This window comes from Variovorax boronicumulans (assembly GCF_029892485.1).
Classification (GTDB): domain Bacteria; phylum Pseudomonadota; class Gammaproteobacteria; order Burkholderiales; family Burkholderiaceae_C; genus Variovorax; species Variovorax boronicumulans_B.
This window is the reverse complement of the sequence record NZ_JARXVG010000002.1, coordinates 349,274-368,988: the sequence shown is the minus strand read 5'-3', so window position 1 is coordinate 368,988 and position 19,715 is coordinate 349,274. Positions and strand designations below refer to the sequence as shown.

At 65.8% G+C, this 19,715-nt stretch carries 15 protein-coding genes; 10 read left to right on the top strand and 5 right to left on the bottom strand.

Going from position 1 to position 19,715, the window contains the following annotated elements:
• Positions 1 to 8: 8 nt before the first annotated feature.
• The 6 genes from M2282_RS06875 (at position 9) to M2282_RS06850 (ending at position 7,921) form a co-directional block, all read left to right on the top strand.
• A complete protein-coding gene (locus tag M2282_RS06875) occupies positions 9 to 1,055 on the top strand; it encodes an aromatic ring-hydroxylating dioxygenase subunit alpha (RefSeq protein ID WP_280808025.1) in 1,047 nt (348 codons plus the stop codon).
• 19 nt (positions 1,056 to 1,074) lie between these two features.
• The gene (locus M2282_RS06870; protein WP_280808024.1) at positions 1,075 to 2,043 is read left to right on the top strand and encodes a PDR/VanB family oxidoreductase; all 969 of its coding nucleotides are present in this window, start codon (positions 1,075 to 1,077) and stop codon (positions 2,041 to 2,043) included.
• 23 nt (positions 2,044 to 2,066) lie between these two features.
• Positions 2,067 to 3,173, top strand: a complete 1,107-nt coding sequence (locus M2282_RS06865) for a porin (RefSeq protein ID WP_280808023.1) — start codon at positions 2,067 to 2,069, stop codon at positions 3,171 to 3,173.
• A 36-nt stretch (positions 3,174 to 3,209) separates the two neighbouring features.
• Positions 3,210 to 4,526 carry an MFS transporter gene (locus M2282_RS06860; protein WP_280808022.1) on the top strand — a complete coding sequence of 439 codons (1,317 nt, stop codon included), beginning with the start codon at positions 3,210 to 3,212 and terminating at the stop codon, positions 4,524 to 4,526.
• Between the two features lie 685 nt (positions 4,527 to 5,211).
• Entirely contained in the window at positions 5,212 to 7,431 is a 2,220-nt protein-coding gene (locus M2282_RS06855) for a M1 family metallopeptidase (protein ID WP_280808021.1), read from the top strand.
• 82 nt (positions 7,432 to 7,513) lie between these two features.
• Positions 7,514 to 7,921 (top strand): hypothetical protein, encoded by a 408-nt coding sequence (locus M2282_RS06850; protein ID WP_280808020.1) that lies wholly within the window; start codon positions 7,514 to 7,516, stop codon positions 7,919 to 7,921.
• 1 nt (position 7,922) lies between these two features.
• On the opposite strand, the gene M2282_RS06845 is transcribed toward M2282_RS06850, so the two are convergent.
• From M2282_RS06845 to M2282_RS06825, 5 genes are all read right to left on the bottom strand, one after another.
• On the bottom strand, positions 7,923 to 8,660 hold the full coding sequence (locus M2282_RS06845) for a transporter substrate-binding domain-containing protein (RefSeq protein WP_280808019.1): 738 nt from the start codon (positions 8,658 to 8,660) through the stop codon (positions 7,923 to 7,925).
• Positions 8,661 to 8,737: 77 nt separating this feature from the next.
• Positions 8,738 to 9,547 carry a substrate-binding domain-containing protein gene (locus M2282_RS06840; RefSeq protein ID WP_280808018.1) on the bottom strand — a complete coding sequence of 270 codons (810 nt, stop codon included), beginning with the start codon at positions 9,545 to 9,547 and terminating at the stop codon, positions 8,738 to 8,740.
• A 179-nt stretch (positions 9,548 to 9,726) separates the two neighbouring features.
• Complete coding sequence (locus M2282_RS06835; protein ID WP_280808017.1) at positions 9,727 to 10,494, bottom strand: TIGR04325 family methyltransferase; 768 nt, start codon at positions 10,492 to 10,494, stop codon at positions 9,727 to 9,729.
• A gap of 107 nt (positions 10,495 to 10,601) precedes the next feature.
• Entirely contained in the window at positions 10,602 to 11,522 is a 921-nt protein-coding gene (locus M2282_RS06830; protein WP_280808016.1) for a response regulator transcription factor, read from the bottom strand.
• Positions 11,485 to 14,889 carry a hybrid sensor histidine kinase/response regulator gene (locus M2282_RS06825; protein ID WP_280808015.1) on the bottom strand — a complete coding sequence of 1,135 codons (3,405 nt, stop codon included), beginning with the start codon at positions 14,887 to 14,889 and terminating at the stop codon, positions 11,485 to 11,487. Before M2282_RS06825 ends, M2282_RS06830 begins: the two co-directional genes overlap by 38 nt.
• 263 nt (positions 14,890 to 15,152) lie before the next feature.
• On the opposite strand from M2282_RS06825, the gene urtA reads away from it, so the two are divergent.
• From urtA to urtD, 4 genes are all read left to right on the top strand, one after another.
• Positions 15,153 to 16,418 (top strand): urea ABC transporter substrate-binding protein, encoded by a 1,266-nt coding sequence (gene urtA, locus M2282_RS06820; RefSeq protein WP_280808014.1) that lies wholly within the window; start codon positions 15,153 to 15,155, stop codon positions 16,416 to 16,418.
• A gap of 142 nt (positions 16,419 to 16,560) precedes the next feature.
• Positions 16,561 to 17,475, top strand: a complete 915-nt coding sequence (urtB, locus tag M2282_RS06815; protein WP_280808013.1) for an urea ABC transporter permease subunit UrtB — start codon at positions 16,561 to 16,563, stop codon at positions 17,473 to 17,475.
• Positions 17,476 to 17,506: 31 nt separating this feature from the next.
• Positions 17,507 to 18,709 carry an urea ABC transporter permease subunit UrtC gene (gene urtC, locus M2282_RS06810; protein WP_280808012.1) on the top strand — a complete coding sequence of 401 codons (1,203 nt, stop codon included), beginning with the start codon at positions 17,507 to 17,509 and terminating at the stop codon, positions 18,707 to 18,709.
• Between the two features lie 14 nt (positions 18,710 to 18,723).
• On the top strand, positions 18,724 to 19,467 hold the full coding sequence (urtD, locus tag M2282_RS06805; protein WP_280808011.1) for an urea ABC transporter ATP-binding protein UrtD: 744 nt from the start codon (positions 18,724 to 18,726) through the stop codon (positions 19,465 to 19,467).
• Positions 19,468 to 19,715: the final 248 nt, after the last annotated feature.

Genomic DNA, 19,715 nt, shown 5'->3' with positions numbered 1-19,715 from the left:
AACCCACCATGACCATCGCCATCCAACCCGTTCCCGCAGACCCGGTCGACCACCTGCTCGAAATCGGCCTGAAGGATCTCTGGTACCCGATCTGCCCCTCGCACTTCATCAAGGAGAACCCCATCTCCCTGCGCCGCCTGGGCCGCAAGCTCGCGCTCTGGCGCGACGGCGAAGGCGTGCTGCATGCGCTGGAAGACCGCTGCCCCCACCGCGGCGCGCCGCTGTCGCAGGGCGTGATCCTCGGCGACCGCCTCTCGTGCCCGTACCACGGCGTCGAGGTGCGCCATGACGGCGTGGTCACGCGCGTGCCCGGCAGCCCCGGCTGCAAGCTCGAAAGCTCGCAGGCCACGCGGCACTTCCATGTGCAGGAGCGCGCGGGTGCGGTGTTCCTCTACAACTCGAAGGAGTCGGTCGACATTCCGCCGCCGCTGGTGCTGCCCGAGCAACTGACCGACGACGCCGAGTACGGCAGCTTCCTCTGCTACACCGAGTGGAAGGGCGACTACCGCTACGTGCTCGACAACGTGATGGACCCGATGCACGGCACCTACCTGCACAAGCAGTCGCATTCGATGGCCGAGGGCGATTCGAGTGCCAAGTTCGGCATCCGCGCGACCGACATCGGCTTCGTGTTCGAGAAGGAAGGCCAGCGCAACGTCAACTTCGACTGGACCGAGTGGGCCGACACCGGCATCCACTGGATGCGGCTCGAAATTCCGTACCCCAAGACCGGCGGCCCCGGCGGCAACTTCATCATCGTCGGCGCCTTCTCGCCGATCGTGAAGGGCATGACGGCCACCTTCTTCTGGCGTGTGCGAAAGCTCCCGAAGGGCTGGGAGCGCGACACCTGGCGCTTTCTCTACAAGAACCGCCTGGAGGCGCGCCACTGGCATGTGCTGGAGCAGGACCGCGTGATGCTCGAAGAGATGGAGCCCGACGCCAACCAGCACGAGAACCTGTACCAGCACGACCTGGGCATCGTTCGCCTGCGCCGCCACATGCGCAACCTCGCCGTTGCGCAACTGGCCGAGACGGCCGAAGCCGCCACGGCCTGACACGGAAGCGAGCACGCCCATGTCTTCTCCCACGCTCAACGCCCTCGTGCACACGATGCGCTACGAGGCCGACGGCATCGTGAGCGTCGAGTTCCGGCCGGCCACGCCCGCCGTGGACTTTCCGGCCTTCGAGGCCGGCTCCCACATCGACCTGCACCTGCCCAACGGGCTGGTGCGCAGCTATTCGCTGTGCAATCCGTCCAGCGACAGTCAGCGCTACGTGGTCGGCGTGCTCAACGACCGCAAGAGCCGTGGCGGCTCGCGCTACGTGCACCAGCAATTGCGCGTGGGCATGACGCTGCCGATCTCGGCTCCGCGCAACAACTTCAAGCTGCAAGAGAGCGCCGAGCGCTCGGTGCTCGTGGCCGGCGGTATCGGCGTGACGCCCATCTGGTGCATGCTGCAGCGGCTCGTGGCCATCGGTAAACCGGTGGAGCTGCTGTACTGCGCGCGCACCCGCAAGGAGGCCGCGTTCTGCGATGCCATCGAGGCACTGGCGAAAGAGAAGGCGATACAGCTCACCTGGCACTTCGACGACGAGAAGGGCGCGCCGCCCGACCTCGCCGCGCTGCTGGCCGGTAAGGGCGCCGCGAGTCACTACTACTGCTGCGGCCCGACGCCGATGCTCGACGCGTTCGAGAAAAGCTGCGAGCAGCTCGGCTACGCCAACGCGCACATCGAGCGCTTTGCCGCTTTGCATGTGGAGGCGCCCAGCGCCACGCAAGGCTACGTGGTGCAGTGCGCGAAGAGCGGAAAGAGCGTCGAGGTGCCGGCGGGCAAGTCGATTCTCGACAGCCTCATCGACGCCGGGCTCAACCCCGACCACAGCTGCAAGGAAGGCGTGTGCGGCGCCTGTGAAACGGCTGTGCTCGAAGGCGAAGTCGAGCACCACGACGGCATCCTCACCAAGATCGAACGTGCGTCCAACAAGACCATGATGATCTGCGTCTCTCGCTGCAAGGGCGAGCGGCTGGTGCTGGACATCTGAGAAAAAACCAACCGAGACATCCATTGAAAAAATACTTGATCGCGCTGGCTTCGGCCAGCGTGGCTGGCGGAGCGCTGGCCCAATCTTCCCTCACGCTCTTCGGCGTGGTTGATGCAGCTGTCACCTACACACGCGGCAGCGGTGACGGATCGGCCCACAAGACGCAGCTGAGCAACAGCGGCAACATGTTCAGCCGCCTCGGCTTTCGCGGCACCGAAGACCTGGGCGGCGGCTACTCGGCCAACTTCTGGCTCGAGATGGGCTTGCAGAACGACAGCGCCCTGGGCTTCCCGTCGAACTCGAACAACCAGGCCAGCGGCAACGGCACCGCGGGCGTGCTGAGCTTCAACCGCCGCTCGACCGTGAGCCTCGCGGGGCCCTTCGGCGAGGTGCGCCTGGGCCGCGACTACGTGCCCGCGTTCTGGAACACCGCCATCTTCGACCCCTTCGGCACGGGTGGCGGCATCGGTGCCAACCAGATCTATTTCTCGGGCCTCGGCGGCCTGGTCGCGCCGACGGGCACGCGCGCATCGAACAGCATCGGCTACCTGCTGCCGGCATCGCTCGGCGGGTTCTACGGGCAGGTGATGTACGCGATGGGGGAGAACGATTCGACCTCGGTGCTGCCGGGCACGCTGGTGTCGAACAAGCGCGATGGCAACCACACGGGGCTGCGATTCGGCTACCAGAGCGGTGGCCTCAACATCGCCATTGCTACCGGCAAGACGCGCTATGCGAGCGGCGACCTGCGCGTGACCAACCTGGGTGCGGCGTACACCTTCGGTCCGTCGCTGATGAACCTGAAGCTCACGAGCGAGCTGTACACGGAGTCGAAGGGCACCACGGAGGCCAAGGGCGCGCTCATCGGCTTCCAGCTGCCCGTCGGCGTCGGCGAGATCAAGGCTTCGTACGCACGCTACCGACTGGAGCCGGCGGGTGCCGCGCTGAAGCCCACCTCGTCGAAGCTGGCCATCGGCTACGTGCACAACCTCTCCAAGCGCACTGCGCTGTACGCGACCATCGCGCGCATCGGCAACAGCAACGGTGCCGCGCAGGCGCTCTCGGGTGCCATCACGGCGCGCAACCGTGCGTCCAGCGGCACCGAGTTCGGCATGCGCCACATGTTCTAGGCGCACGCGCCGCCACACAGCAGAAACAGCAACACCATGCAGAGCAAACACTTTCGTTGGTACGGCGTCGTCACGCTGTTCGTGATCGTCGCGATCTCGTACGTGGACCGCATCAACATCGCGGTGCTGATCACCGACGCCGCGTTCCTGAACCACGTGGGCCTTGCGGCGAACGACCGCGTGAGCCAGGGCCTGCTGGCGACGGCATTCATGCTCGGCTATGGCGTGTCGGCCTTCGTGCTCACGCCGTTCTGCTCGGCGCTCTTCGGCGTGCGGCGCAGCCTGGTCTATGGGCTGGTTCTCTGGGGCGTGGTGACCTGGGCATCGCCGATGTTCAACAGCTACGGCCTGCTGCTGGCTTCGCGCATTCTCCTGGGCGTGTCGGAGGGGCCGCTGTTCTCGCTGGCCTCGTCGTACATCAAGGCGCACTTCCAGAGCCACGAGAACGGCAAGCCCAATGCGCTCGTGAACATGGGAACGGGCCTGGGCCTGGCGGTCGGCTATCCGCTGGTGGGCTACCTGCTCGCGCAGTTCCAGTGGGACACCTCTTTTCATGTGCTGGGCATCATGAACATCGCGCTGGGCATTCCGCTGGTGCTGGCGTTCGTGCGCATGCCGGCCGGCAAGGAAGACACTGCGCGGCCGTCGTCGGTTGGTGAAGCGATGGCGCGCGTGGGCGCGATCGTGAAGGGCGCGCTGCAGACGCGGCACCTGTTCCTCATTACCTTGCTCACATCGGCGGCGCTCGCCTATCTCTGGGGCAGCAGCAACTGGTTGCCCACGTACCTTCACGAGGCGCGCGGCTTCTCGCTGCGCGAGATGGGCTGGCTCGCTTCGTTGCCGCAGTACGCCACGGTGCTCGCCGTGCTCTTGAGCGGCGTGGTCATCGACAGGATCGAACGCGAGCACGTGCCCTTCATCTTCATGGGTGCGAGCGTGGGCGTGGCGCTGTCGGTGCTGATGGCCATCAACGCACACGATCCGTATGCCGCGGCGTGCTGCCTCGTCGCGGCCAACTTCTTCTGGGGACTGCAGAGCCCCGCGATCCCGAGCACCATTCAATATTGCTCGCGGCCCGAGCACACCGCGAGCGCATTCGGCGTGACCAATGGGGCAGGGAGCCTCGTGGCGGGCTTCATGCCGGCGTTGATGGGCGGCGTGATCAGCGCGGTGTCGCACGGCTCTTCAGCATCGGGCGCGGTCACCGCATCGGCGGCATCCGCATCGGGCTTCTTCGCAGGTTTCGCGCTGCTGATAGGTACGCAGGTCGTGGTGTTCGGCTGCGGCTTCGTTCTGTGGTTGCGCGAACGCACGCGCGTGGCTTCGAGCGCCGCGCATTCAGAGGTTTTGTAGCGCCTGTATCGCTTTGAGGTGCCGAGTGTGGCCGCATCGTCACACTCGATGACTACGAGTTTTCGTACGCGCGCCGCGCATGTGCCGCATCTGCGAAACCAACTTCGTATCGCACGACATGCATCGAATGCGATGACTCCATTCGTCCTATCGCGCACGAACATTTTGAGAGCGAAAAGTTCCGCGAGTCGTTGAGATGTCGCATTCGATCAGCTACAACTGAACGCATTCAATGGACGAGGGAATGCGCGTGATTTCAACGACAAGAGCCGCAAGAATTCTGATCCTGACGAGCACAACGCGTGTCGTTCCTGCTGCGCATGAACGAGCCACGCCGATGCGCGGGCGCTAAGGCACACAGCCGCCTCGAGGCCCGATCCCCCCACACCCCATCCACCCGCGAGCCGACGGGAATGGAAGCCATCACCCCCCGCATCCTGGGGCCGCCTGCATAGCTTGCAGCGTGGCTTGGTGTTGCGCGTGCATTTGCTTGTGCGTGGCACATCGACTTAAGAAAAATTCCGGTGGTTCCGTTTTGTCCTGACGAACGTGTCGTTCGCCGGGAGGGTGCGGTGCTGCCTGTTCGCAGCGTCAGTTGTTCTTCCATCACCGCGCGTCTCCGCGCATCACCGGCTACCCGCCGCTGCATGCAAGGACAGCGCAATGTCCTTACCAGAAGGCGATCATGAAAAAACTCAATTACTCCCTCGTGAATCATCTTGCCATCACTGCTGTGACCCTGGCCGTCGTCACGGCTTGCGGGGGCGGCGGAGACAGTGGCCCTTCGTTCGGTGGCGGTTCGGGTGTCGGCCTTTCAGGCCCGATCACTTCCGGCCCCGCATCCGACAGCACAGGCAAGACACCCGACGACGGCGTGCCCGCGCCTGCAGCCGTGTCGGCGGTCGACAGGTCTGCCAAGCCGATGGAACTGCCCGACACCGTCTGGCCGAGCAACTACAAGCTGTGGTTCCGCCCCGATGCGGCGCTCAAGACTTTCGTGGGTCGCGGCGATGTGGAGATCGAGGTGCTCAAGCCGGTCGATGCCATCGTCGTCGCGGCGCACAACCTGAACTTCGCCAAGGGCCGCACCACGCTGCGCAAGGTGTCGAACCCGGGCGAGGCGATCCCGCTCATCCCCACGCCGCAGACGCTCGGCGACTTCGTGCAACTGCGCTTGAACGACGGCCAGATCGCCAAGGGCAAGTACCTGCTGCACATGGAGTGGGACGGCAAGATCCAGTTCTCCGATGCGGAGTACTGCCCGCCCGCGGAGATGGCGCGCAACCCGTTCTGCTCGGCCGCCACCGGCATCTTCAAGGTGGGCCTGTCCACGCCCGAAGGCGTGAGCAGCGATGCCATCGTGACGCAGGGCGAAACCAACTACGCGCGCCAGTGGTTCCCGGGCTGGGACGAGCCGGCCTTCCGCCACACCTTCGAGATCTCGGCCGAGGTGCCGGGCGACTGGAAGACGGTGTCCAACGGTGCACAGACCGAAGCGGTGAAGCTGCCCGACGGCTACCAGCGCGTGGCGTTCGAGAAGACGCCTTCGATGCCGATGTACCTCACCTTCTTCGGCGGCGGCAAGTTCGACATCCTGGCCGATACCTTCAAGAACCCGCTCGATGGCAGCGACATGCCGCTGCGCTGGTTCACGCCGCCGGGCCGCTCGGACTGGGCCAAGTTCGCGATGGAGTGGACCAAGGTGTCGATGGACTACTACTACAAGTACACCGGCATCCCGCTGCCCTTCAAGAAGTTCGACACCGTCGCGGCCAACGACAGCTACGACAACAAGCCCAACACCGGCTTCGGCGGCATGGAGAACTGGGGCTCGATCTTCGAGTTTGCCGATGCGGTGCTGACCAAGCCGGGCACCACGCCCACGCTGTACTCGGTGACGGTGGTGACGCACGAAGTGGCGCACCAGTGGTTCGGCGACTTGGTCACGCTCGACTGGTGGGACAACGTGTGGCTCAACGAGTCGTTCGCGCGCTGGTTCGAGCGGCGCACCACGATCAAATTCCACCCTGAGTACTACAGCTTCTCCGACTATGTGCTGGACAAGCACAACGTGATCGTGGCGGACCTCAAGAACACCGCGGTGCCGGTGCAGCGCAACCTGAACGACGCAGGTTCGTTCGGCTTCATCAGCCCGTCGATCTTCGTCTACAACAAGGGTAGCCACGTGCTGGAGACGATCCAGAACTACATCGGTGAAGAGGCGATGCAGAAGGGCCTGCGGATCTACCTGAAGGACTATGCGTACGGCAACGTCACGCCGTCGCGGCTGTGGAGTTCGCTGGAGAAGGTCACCGACAAGAAGGTGAGCGACATCGGTGACAGCCTCATCCGCCAGACGGGCGTGCCGCTGCTGACGGTGGACGCGCAATGCGCCGGCGACCGCACCTACGTGAACATCAGCCAGGAGTCGTTCCCCAACCAGAACCAGTTCCCGGCCTCGACGTGGACCATCCCCGTCACGCTGGCGTACGGCAATTCGATGGAGCAGCGCAAGACCTTCGTGATGTCGAACAACGCGGTGCAGCTGGAGCTGCCGGGTTGCACGGCGGTACTGGCCGGGCCGACCGGGCAGGACTACTACGTGAGCAACTACAGCGCGCAGTCGTGGAGCGACCTGCTGGCCAAGGTGCAGAACTTCGCGGGCAACAAGCCGCTGCTGCTGAACATCGAGCGCGACGCGTTCCGCCTGAAGGAGGTGGGCCGCATCACGCAGGTGCAGTACGACCAGATTAAGGGCGTGCTGAACCTGCCGGAGCCGCTGCTCGCGAAGACGCAGCTGAGCCAGCAGAAGATGGCGGCGGTGGATGCCGGCGAGAAGGAGGAGTACCCGCACGCGCTGCGCTTCCAGGGCAGCCTGAAGCTGCGCGAGAACGAGAAGCGCTGAGCCCTGTGACCCACGCATGATGCCGGCCGGGCGTGCCCTTCGCGGGCGCGTCCGGCGGCTCATGCCTCACACCATGACCATCATGAAAAATCTACTCAAGTACATCGTGGCGGGCGCCTGCGTCTCGCTGCTGGCCGGCTGCGGCGCTGGCGGCGGACCCGAGGCCGAGCTGGTCGGCGTCTACGCCATCAAGAAGAACGGCGCGCTCAAGGAGGTCGTGAAGATCGAGCGCCAGGGCGACCGCTACATCATGCGCGACAAGGTGCGCACGCCCGAGTGGAGCGAACCCAAGATGCAGATGCAGCCGGTGACGCGCGAGCGCTGGACCAGGATCACCACCGACAGCGAGAACACGAAGTTCGTCGGCGTCTCGAGCGACCAGCTCGCGATCTTCAAGGTGCCGCCGGGCTGGCAGAAGAACAGCTTCAAGACCGAGACCGGCTACTTCCTGTTCTATTCGCAGGGGCCGGTGGAGGCCTACAAGCTCTGAGTCAGGCCGCAGGCGCGACGATCGCGCCTTCGATGCGGTGGCGTTTCAGCGCATCGGCGACGAAGCCGCTCGCCTTCATCTCTTCGACGAAGGCGGCGAGCAGCGCCTGTGCCTCGTCGCCGCGGCTGGCCGGTGTACCCATCGCCTGCTGGATCACCATGAAGCGCCCCGGCAGCACCCGCACGCCCGGTGCGCGCGCGGCTTCGCCTTCGAGCAGCTGACGGATGCCGGCCGCCACTTCGACCTGGCTCGAACGCACGGCGGCGAGTGCGGGGCCCGCGCCTTGCAGCCGGACGATCTCGGCGTGCTGGATCTCGCGTGTGAGGAACAGGTCGTAGGCGCTGCCCGACCCGACCGAGATGCGATGGCCTTGCGCATCGACCTGCGCGTTGTCGGTCAGCGCCGACGATTCGGGCACGAGGTAGCTGCCCTCGATCAGCACGTAGGGCGCGGTGAAGCGCAGGCCTTCGCTGCGCGCGGGATCGATGGCGAAGAAGCCGATGTCGGCCTTCTCGTTCTTCACCGCATCGACCGAGGCGGCGGCCTTCTCGAACACCACGAGCTCGATGCCCACGCCCAGGCGCCGCGCGAACTCGTGTGCGAGGTCGATAGACACGCCCACCGGCTCGCCGCTCGCGGCGTCCTTGTTGGCGAGGATCGGGTTGCCGAGATTGATCGAGGCGCGCAGCGTGCCGCTGGGCGCGAAGGCGGAAACGAGGGCGGGGGAGGGCTGGGTCATGGCGTCCGTTCGTCGGGAAAAGAGGAAGGGGATGCCGCGCAGTTTAAGAGGGCGCCCCGGCTGGGCGCCTCAAGGCATCAACGCGCGGTGAGCGGCTCCAGCCCGGTCTTCGCGATGGTGGGCGCGGCCGCCGGCGAGTTGAGATAGCGGATCAGCTGGCGCGCCGCATCGGGCTGCTTCGAGCCGGTCGCGATGCCGGCCGAGAACACCGTGTTGCGTTGCACCTCGGCGGGCAGCGGTCCGATGTAGTCGATGCCTGCAATCGGCAGCAGCTCGCTCACCTGCTGCAGGCCGAGCGCCGCGTCGCCGCGCGCGACGACGGTGCCGACGCGCTCGCTCAGGATGCGCTTGCTCTTGGGCTTCACTTGGTCTTCGATGCCGAGCTTCTTGAGCAGCTCGGTCTCGTAGTAGGTGCCGCTCGCGCTGGCCGAGTAGGCGATCGATGGCGCCGCGATCAGCGTGCGCTTGAGCGCATCGACGGTGCCGATGTCCGGCTTGGGCGCGCCCTTGCGCACCGCGAAGCCGATGGCCGAGCGCACCAGGTCCACCTGGCTGCCGGGCACCACCTGGCCCTTGGCCACGAGGTCGTCGAGCGCCGGTCGCGCGAGGATCACCACATCGGCCGGCTCGTTGCGTGCGAGGCGGCTGGGAATGGAATCTTCCGCGTTGCCCATCGAGGCGCCGTAGGCCGTCTTGACCGTGCGGCCGCTGCTGCGCTCGAACTCGGGGCGCAGGTCGTTGTACGCGGCGGTGAAGCCGCCCGAGGTCATGACGTGGATGTCGCCGGTGGCCGGCTTGCTGCCGAAGCTGCCGCAGCCGGCCAGGGCGAGGGCCGCGACAAGCGGGAGTGCGGCGCGCCGGGTGAGAGAGAAAGAAAAAGGCTTCACGGTGTCTCCTGGAGAAAGAGGTCGGCGGCGTGGGGCGCTGCCTGCCGTTGCCATCGTAGAGGCCGGGGCTGTCAATCAGCCTTCAGGGGTTTAGTGGTTAATACCGAGGCCGAGCGGGCGGCTTCCGCCCCCCGGGGCAATGCGATAGCGGCGGATCGCGTCCGATCGCCGGGCGCGCCTCAGACCAGATCGAAGCAGCCGCCCGCGTAATAGGCCTTGTCGCCTCCGTCCACAAATGGCACCTCGATCGGCTTGCCTTCGTTGCGCCAGGTGTCGCGCTTCCTGTAGCCCGAGCGGGCAAGCATTGCCAGCAAGTCGTCGTGATGCTCGATGCGGTAGGGGCACACTGCGACACCGATGCTGTTGAGCGTGTAGATCGTTCGCTCGGGGTGCACGGCCGTCGTGTTCAGCACGATGCGCTTCGGTTTCGCTTGCAGCGTCGACAGCATCTCGTCGATGCGCACCGGCAGGTATTGCAGGCTGCCCGAGGCATACAGCACGTCGCAGCCGCTCGCGTCGCGATAGTCGGTCGTAAAGCCGAGCTGGCCGGTGACCTCGCGCTGCACGGCCACCGCGCGCCCGCTCTCGATGACGCTGGGCACGTCGCACACGGTCCAGCGCAGGCTGTCGGGGTAGCTCAGCACGCGGCGGAACGCGTAGTACTTGATGCCGATGTGGCCACCGAGATCGAAAACGCGCGTGAGGCCCGCGTCGATCGAGCGTCCCAGCCAGAACAGGCCCGGGTAGTCGTAGAAATAGATCTGCGGGCTGTAGAGGTTGGCGGCCGCCGCATGGTCGTAGCCAACGGCCTTGGAGGGCGGCGCGTCGGCCTCTGCAGCGGTGAAGCTTTCGAACGAGCCCATGAAGAGGTTCTCGTCCTGGTTGTCCAGGAACTTCTGCCGGTAGGCGGTTTCGGGCGAAGCGGGCGGCAGCAGGTTCGAGAGCATTTCTTTCTCCGGTTTTTTCCGCGTTGGTGAAGCCATTCTGCAGAGCAAAGCCCGCGCGTTCAATGACCGGAAAACCCGGGGTGTGGGTACCTACCCCTTTGACCGATTCACACCAGCTGCCCGCTCGCCAGTGCCGCCGCGGCCGCGCGCGTCTCCACGCCCAGCTTCTCGAAGATGTGCTCCAGGTGCTTGTTCACCGTGCGCGGGCTGGTGCCCAGGATCTCGCCGATGTCGCGGTTGGTCTTGCCCTTGGCGAGCCACGACAGCACCTCGGTCTCGCGCGGCGTGAGGGCGGCCTCGGCCAGCCGCGCCGACGAAGCGCTCGCGCCACCTTCGCGCTGGGTCGCGAACAGCAGCATCGTCTCGCCGAGCGCCGCCGCACCCAGGTTGCGCACCGACAGGCGCATGCCGGTGGCGGTACCGATAACGATCGCCGCGCCCGGATTCAGCACGGGTTCGAGCGATTGCGGCAGCAGCCCCGGTGCCACCGGGTCTTCGAGCGCGTGCAGCCACAGCGCCGCTTGCGGCGAGCGCCATGCGATGCGCCCGCGCGTGTCCACGAACACCACGCCCATGCCGGCCACGTCCACCGCATCGCGTGCCATGCGGGTGATGCGGGCGTTGCGCGCATGCGTGTGCAGGCGCGCGAGCACCTCCTGCGCGCGGATGGGCTTGACCACGTAGTCGACGCCGCCGCACTCGAAGCCTTCGACCACGTGCGCGGTTTCCGACAGCCCCGTCATGAACAGCACCGGAATGTGCGCGAGCGCCGGGTTGGCCTTGATGCGCCTGCAGGTCTCGAAGCCCGAGAGGCCGGGCATCAGGCCGTCGAGCAATATCGCATCGGGCACCACCAGTTCGAGCCGCTGCAGCGCGGCCTCGCCGTCGGCCGCGACGAGCACGGTGTAGCCGCTGGCCTCCAGCGTGTCGCACAGCATGCCCAGGCTGCTGGGGGCGTCGTCCACCACCAGCACCACGGGGCGTTCGGATTCAGGGCGAGAGGACGGGGCCGAGGGGAGTGTCTGCATCTTCTGCCAGTGCGTTGCGGAGGTTGTCCAGGTCGAAGCGGGTGACCATGCCGCGCAGCCAGGTGCAGGTGGCGGCCGCCGCGGGCGATGCGGCGGCGAGGCGGTCGAGCGCGGTCTGCAGGCCGCGCACATGGCCCATCTGCACGAGGCGCATCAGTTCGGCGCGGTCGTCTTCCGAGAGCACGAGTTGCGGCGGGCGCGCCGCTTCTTCTTCGCCGGCGGGCGGCATCGCATCGCTGGCCGTCAGCCATTCGAGGCCCAGGTGCCGCTCCAGCGTGGCGATGAGCACCGACTCGATCACCGGCTTGCCGACGAAGGCCTGGCAGCCCGCGGCGCGCAGCCGTTCGGTCTGGTTCTCGAACATGTTGGCCGAGACGATGATGATCGGGATGTCCTCGAAGCCCGAGGCACGCACCGAGGTGGCGGTCTGCCAGCCGTCCATGTCGTCCATCGTGAGGTCCAGCAGGATCGCCGAGGGCAGTTCTTCGCGCAGGCTGTCCAGGCACTCGGTGCCGCTCGCGGCCTCGCGCACCTCGAAGCCCAGCGGCATCAGCATGCCCGCGAGCATCTGGCGCTGCACGGGCTGGTCGTCCACCACGAGCAGCGTGCGGCGCGCGCCGATGTAGCCCGATACCGGCTGCCGCAATGCACCGCCCCTGGCTTGCGGGCCGGGGTCGGCCACCTCGCGCAGGTACACGCGCACGCTGAAGGTGCTGCCCGCGGGCGAGGTGTGGGCCATCACGAGTTCGCCACCCATCAGCGAGGTGAGGAGGGCGGTGATCGTGAGGCCCAGCCCCGTGCCCGGCTCGCCGCGCCGGCGCCCCGTGGCCCCGCGCTCGAAGGGCTCGAAGATGCGCAGGTGGTCCTGCGGCGCGACGCCGATGCCGGTGTCGACCACATCGAAGCGCAGCACCTCGCGCCGGGCGTCCACATGCAGCGTGACGGTGCCGCTGTCGGTGAAGCGCACAGCGTTCGTCAGCAGGTTGATGAGGATCTGCCGCAGCCATTTGGCATCCGCATGCACCCAGGCCGGCAGTTGCCCCGCATGCGTGTAGACGAAGGCCAGTCCCTTGTTCTCGGCTTGCGGCCGCACCATGTGCACCAGCTGATCGAGAAAGGCCGGCAACGCGAGCGCGGCCGGCTCCAGTTGCAGCCGCCCGGCTTCGATGCGTGCCAGATCGAGCAAGCCATCGATGAGCCCCAGCATGTGCTCGCCGCTGCGGTGGATGGTCTGCACCGCCTCGCGCGGCGGCGCGACGGCATCGCCTTTGAGCAGGATCTGCGAGTAGCCCAGGATGCTGTTGAGCGGCGTGCGCAGCTCGTGCGTCATGCCCGCCACATAACGCGTCTTGGCCTGGTTGGCGGCCTCGGCCGCTTCCTTGGCGGTCTGCAGCGCGGCGTCGGTGCGGCGGTGGGCTTCGATTTCCAGCGCGAGCAGGTTGTTGTGGCGGTTCGATTCTTCCTGCGCCATCTGCCGGCTCTCGCTGCCCAGCACCACCCACCAAGCGGCCACTGCTGCGACGACCGAGAGCAGCGCGAACACTTTCAGGAAGGCCGTGGACAAGGTCGGATCGCTGGTGCCCGCGATGGCCTCCTGCGCATAGACCACGCCGACCACCGTGGCCAGCAGCGCGATCAGCGAAGTGGCCACCAGCAGGTAATGTGCTACGCGGAAGTTCAGCCGCGCCGACAGCGCCGGCGGCAGCAGCGCCTGCAGCCAGCCGCTCATCTGCTCGGCGGCGCGCGAGTCGGTCTTGCAGCGGTCGTGGCAGCGCGATTCGAGCGTGCAGCACAGCGAGCAGATCGGCGCGCTGTAGGCGGGGCAGTGCGCCATGTCTTCCGACTCGAAGCTGTTGTCGCACACCGAGCACTTCACGCTCTGGCCGGGCGCCCAGCGGTCGATGTCGGTGCGCGCGAGGTAGTAGCGGCCGCGCGTCTTCCAGGCCAGCAGCGGAGAAACAACCATCGCGGTCGCCAGCGCGATGAAGGGAGAGAAGGCCTTCGCCCATTGGCCCATCGCGCCCGAGTACGCAAGCATCGCGAGCGCCGCCGCGACCAGCATCGCGACGAGGCCCACGGGATTGATGTCGTACAGGTGCGCCCGCTTGAACTCGATGGTCTTCGGGCTCCAGCCCAGCGGCTTGTTGATGACCAGGTCGGCCACCAGCGCGCCCACCCAGGCGATGGCGATGTTGCTGTAGAAGCCCAGCACATGTTCCAGCGCGGCGAACACGCCGAGTGCCATCAGCAGGATCGCGATGGCCACGTTGAACACCAGCCACACCACGCGCCCCGGGTGGCTGTGCGTGAGCCGCGCGAAGAAGTTCGACCAGGCCAGCGAGCCCGCATAGGCGTTGGTCAGGTTGATCTTCATCTGCGACACGACCACGAACAGCACCGTGATGCCGAGCACCCAGGCCGGATCGCGCAGCACGTACGAAAAGCCCGTGAGGTACATCTGCGTGGGCTCGACGGCATGCGCGGCCGGTATCTCGTGCTGCAGCGCGAGGAACGCGAGGAAGGCACCGCCCATCATCTTGAGCATGCCCGGCACGATCCAGCCCGGGCCCGCGATGAGCACCGCGGCCCACCAGCGCCCGCGGTTGGCGGCGGTCTTCTCGGGCAGGAAGCGCAGGTAGTCGACCTGCTCGCCGATCTGCACCACGAGCGAGAAGGCCACCGTGGCGGCTGCGCCGAACATCAGCGGATCGAAGCCGCTGCTGTCGGAGGTGCGGCCCACCAGGCCGGTGAAGTCGGCGTACAGCTCTGGCTTCTTCACCATCACCGCGATGAAGGGGCAGACGAACAGCACGATCCAGATCGGCTGCGTCCACAGCTGCAGCCCCGAGATCAGCGTGATGCCGCGCGCCACCAGCGGAATGATCACGATCGACGACACCAGGTACAGCAGCCACAGCGGCCAGTCCAGGTACATCTGCAGCGCCAGCGCGAGGATGGCCGCCTCCAGCGCGAAGAAGATGAAGGTGAAGCTCGCGTAGATCAGCGAGGTGAGCGTGGAGCCCAGGTAGCCGAAGCCCGCCCCGCGCGTGAGCAAGTCCATGTCCACGCCGTGGCGCGCCGCGTAGTACGAGATCGGCAGGCCCGTGAGAAAGGTGATGAGCCCCACCACCAGGATGGCCCACAGCGCGTTCGAAAAACCGTAGCTCAGCGCGATGGCGCCGCCGATGGCCTCCAGCGCCAGGAACGAGGTGGCGCCGAACGCCGCGTTGGCCACCCGGAACTCCGACCACTTGCGAAAGCTGCGCGGCGTGTAGCGCAGCGCGTAGTCCTCCAGCGTCTCGTTCGCGACCCAGGCGTTGTAGTCGCGGCGGATGCGAAAGATCTTCTGTCCGGAGACGGATGTCATGGCGGGTTCTCGCGGCGGCGGTGGCATGGGACAGGTACAGCAAGAAGCGCTCCCTGTGCTGCTTGCCACTGACGGACCACCGATGTCTGGCTCGGGAGTCTGCGGGCAGGGCAGCTTCCCGCCGCTACGTTGAATGACGTATTCGCGTGAACGCAGGTGATTTCTAAAGTACCAGCCATGGTGCTCGGGGCACCGTCCGATGCACTGTGATGGTGCGCGGCTCACCCTTCCCAACCTGCTTCTCAACCTGCCTGGAGTTCCTGATGCCGCGTGATTCCGATCCTTCTCTCGATGCCCTGGCCATGCGCCGCCGCCGCCTTCTGCAGGGCGCCGCCGCCTTGCCCGTGATGGGCCTGAGCGGTCTGAGCTTCGGCCAGTCGCAGTTTCCTACCGCCAAGGTCAACACCACCAAGCTCGCGGTGACCGACACCGAAGTCACGGTCGGCCAGCTGCATTCGTCCACCGGCACCATGGCGATCTCGGAGACCGGCTCCATCCAGGCCGAGCAACTGGCCATCGACCAGATCAACGCCATGGGCGGCATCCTGGGCCGCAAGATCAAGGTCATCAAGGAAGACGGCGCCTCCGACTGGCCCACCTTCGCCGAGAAGTCGAAGAAGCTGCTGGTCAACGACCACTGCGCCGCGGTGTTCGGCTGCTGGACCAGCGCCTCGCGCAAGGCCGTGCTGCCCGTGTTCGAAAAAGAGAACGGCCTCCTGTACTACCCGACCTTCTACGAAGGCCTGGAGCAGAGCAAGAACGTGATCTACACGGGCCAAGAGGCCACGCAGCAGATCATCTGGGGCCTGGACTGGGGCGCGAAGGAGAAGAAGGCCAAGACCTTCTTCCTCGTCGGCTCCGACTACATCTGGCCGCGCACCTCGATGAAGATCGCGCGCAAGCACATCGAGAACTTCCAGAAGGGTTCGGTCAAGGGCGAGGAGTACTACCCGCTGGGCCACACCAACTTCAACTCGCTGATCAACAAGATCAAGGTGGCCAAGCCCGACTGCATTTTCGCGGCGGTGGTGGGCGGCTCGAACGTGGCCTTCTACAAGCAGCTCAAGGCCGCGGGCATCACCGGCGACAAGCAGTTCCTGCTGACGCTGGCCGTGACCGAGGACGAGATGACCGGCGTGGGCGGCGAGAACTTCGCGGGCTTCTATTCGTCGATGAAGTACTTCCAGTCGCTGGACAACGAGAACAACAAGAAGTTCGTGGCCGCCTTCAAGGCCAAGTACGGCAAGGACGCGGTGATCGGCGATGTGACGCAGGCGGGCTATCTCGGGCCGTGGCTGTGGAAGGCTGCTGTGGAGAAGGCGGGCAGCTTCGATGTGGACAAGGTGGTTGCCGGATCACCTGGCATCGAGCTGAAGACGGCGCCTGAAGGCTACGTGAAGCTGGATGCGAACCACCATCTGTGGAGCAAGGCGCGCATCGGGCAGGGGCAGCTCGATGGGACGTTCAAGGTGGTGGCGGAGTCGGCGGAGTTGATCAAGCCCGATCCGTTTCCCAAGGGCTACCAGTAAGCCTCTGCATTTCTCCCTCCCCCTCTGGGGGAGGGCAGGGGTGGGGGCAAGCGGCGCTACCACTGGGCACGCTCTGCCTGCCCCCATCCCAACCTTCCCCCAGAGGGGGAAGGAGCCAACACCCAACACCGGAATCGTTGCCATGACTCTGTCGGACATGATGAACATCGGCCTCATGCAGGGCTTCGCGGGGCTGAGCCTCTTCGCGGTGCTGCTGCTCATGGGCCTGGGCCTGGCGATCATCTTCGGCCAGATGGGCGTCATCAACATGGCGCATGGCGAGTTCATGACCATCGGCGCCTATTCGATCTACCTCGCCGCGCAGGTGACGGAGCGGATGGCGCCCGCGTTCATGCCGTACTACTTTCCGATCGCCATCGGCTTGGCGTTCGTGTTCGCCTTCATCGTCGGCTGGATCGTGGAGTGGGTGTTGATTCGCCATCTCTACAAGCGGCCGCTCGACACGCTGCTCGCCACCTGGGGCGTGAGCCTGGGCCTGCAGCAGATCTTCAGAACCTTCATCGGCCCGAAGGAAGTGAGCCCCACACTGCCCGAATGGATCATGGGCTCGTGGACGCCGCACGAAGGCCTGGACATTCCGATCAACGGCCTTTTCGTGCTCGCGCTCACCGCGCTGGTCACGGCCGGCGTGCTCATCGCGCTGCACAAGAGCCGCTGGGGTCTGCGCGTGCGTGCCACCGTGGCCAACCGCACGATGGCCAACGCGACCGGCATCGACACCATGAAGACCGACCGCCTCACCTTCGCCATCGGCTGCGGCATTGCCGGCATGGCGGGCGCGGCCTTCACCACCATCGGCTCGACGGGGCCGACCTCGGGTTCGCTCTACATCGTCGACGCCTTCCTGGTCGTCACCTTCGGCGGCGCCGCGAGCCTGCTGGGCACCGTGGTCTCGGCCTTCGGCATTGCGCAGACGCAGTCGATCTCCGAGTTCTTCATGACCGGCTCGATGGCCAAGGTGCTGACGCTTTCTCTGATCGTGCTGATCCTGATGATGCGGCCGCAGGGGCTCTTTGCAGTCAAGGTGCGTCGTTGATGAACCCGATTTCTTCCTGGAGAACGTTCCGATGAATTTCATCAAGGCCTCGATCCTGCGCTACCAGCTCGGCAGCCTGCTGCTTCTGGTGCTGCTGCTGGCGGTCGTGCTGCCGCTCTCGCTCGACATCTTTCGCCTGAACTTGGTGGGCAAGTACCTCACCTACGCCTTCGTCGCCGTGGGGCTCGTCATGGTGTGGGGCTACGGCGGCGTGCTGAGCCTGGGGCAGGGCGTGTTCTTCGGCATCGGCGGCTATGCGATGGCGATGTTTTTGAAGCTCGAAGCCTCGGACCCGATCACCACCAAGATCCAGTCCACGCCCGGCATTCCGGACTTCATGGACTGGAACCAGATCACCGAGCTGCCCACGCTGTGGCTGCCGTTCAAGAGCCTGCCGCTGAGCCTGGCGCTGGTGGTGCTCGCGCCGATGGCGCTGGCGTGGCTGGTGAGCTTCGCGATGTTCAAGCGCCGCGTGGGCGGCGTGTACTTCGCGATCATCACGCAGGCCGTCGCGCTGATCTGCACCGTGCTCATCATCGGGCAACAGGGCTACACGGGTGGCGTCAACGGCATGACCGACCTGAAGACCATGCTGGGCTGGGACACGCGCACCGACAGCGCCAAGTACATCCTGTACTACGTCTGCGTCGGCCTTCTGGTCGCGAGCATCGTGCTGTGCCGCTGGATCCAGACCAGCAAGCTGGGCACGCTGCTGCTCGCGATGCGCGACAAGGAAGACCGCGTGCGCTTCTCGGGCTACGACGTGTCGAACTTCAAGGTCTTCATCTTCTGCCTGGCGGCCGGGCTCTCGGGCATCGGCGGCGCGATGTTCGCGCTGCAGGTCGGCTTCATGTCGCCGAGCTTCGTGGGCATCGTTCCTTCGATCGAGATGGTGATCTTCTGCGCGGTCGGCGGGCGCATGAGCCTGGTGGGCGCGGTGTACGGGGCCTTGCTTGTGAACGCAGGCAAGACGCTGTTCTCGGAGAGCTTTCCGGATCTGTGGCTGTTCCTGATGGCCGGGTTGTTCATCGGCGTGACGATGGCCTTCCCGATGGGGCTCGCGGGCCTGTGGGACGAAAAGATCCGCCCCTGGTGGAAGGGCCGCCGCGAGGCACTGCGCCAGGCCGCTGTACAGCCGCCACCCGCCATGCCGATGACGCCTGCTGCACCCGCAACGCCAACCGCATCCCCCGAACCCCACCTGCCCGAAGGTGTCGGCAGCCAACGCGCCTGAACCGGAACACCTTCATGAGCAACACAGACTTCGCGCTCGCCGTGGAAGACCTGACCGTCTCCTTCGACGGCTTCAAGGCCATCGACGACCTGACGCTCTACATCGACAGGAACGAGCTGCGCGTGATCATCGGCCCCAACGGCGCCGGCAAGACCACGCTGCTCGACCTGATCTGCGGCAAGACCAAGGCCAGCGCCGGCAGCATCAAGTTCAAGAACACCGAGCTCACCAAGATGGCCGAGCACAAGCGCGTGCGGCTGGGAATCGGGCGCAAGTTCCAGACGCCGTCGATCTATGAAAACCTCAGTGTGTTCCAGAACCTCGAGGTGTCCTTTCCGAAAGGCCGCTCGGTGTTCGGCGCACTGGCATTCAAGTGCGACGACGAGGTCAAGTCGAAAGTGCAGGTGGTGGCCGAAGACATCGGCCTGGCCGACAAGCTGCGCACCGAGGCCGGCCTCCTGAGCCACGGCCAGAAGCAGTGGCTGGAGATCGGCATGCTGCTGATGCAGGAACCCGAACTCCTGATGCTCGACGAGCCCATTGCCGGCATGAGCGCACGCGAACGCGAACTCACCGCCGACCTGCTCAAGCGGATCTGCCAGAACCGCGCGGTGATCGTCATCGAGCACGACATGGCCTTCGTCAAGCAGATCGCCCACAAGGTCACCGTGATGCACCAGGGAAAGATCCTCGCCGAAGGGCCGATGGAGAAGGTGCAGGCCGATCCCAAGGTCATCGACGTCTACCTGGGGCACTAGATGAAGCACCGTCTTTCAGGGCGCGATCACGCCGACGGGGTACCTTGCTCCGCGAATGTCCCCCGCCTTCGGCTCCTCCTTGATTTCGCTGCGCAAGGCACCCCATCGGCGTGCTCGTCACGCGCATCGGTCGTTGATCGGCCGTGCACCAGCAGCGTGTCCAGGTGCACAGGGCATCGGGTGCTCCCCGCAGCGAAATCAAGGAGGAGGGCGAAGCCCGGGGGACATTCGCGGAGGGGAGTACCCGG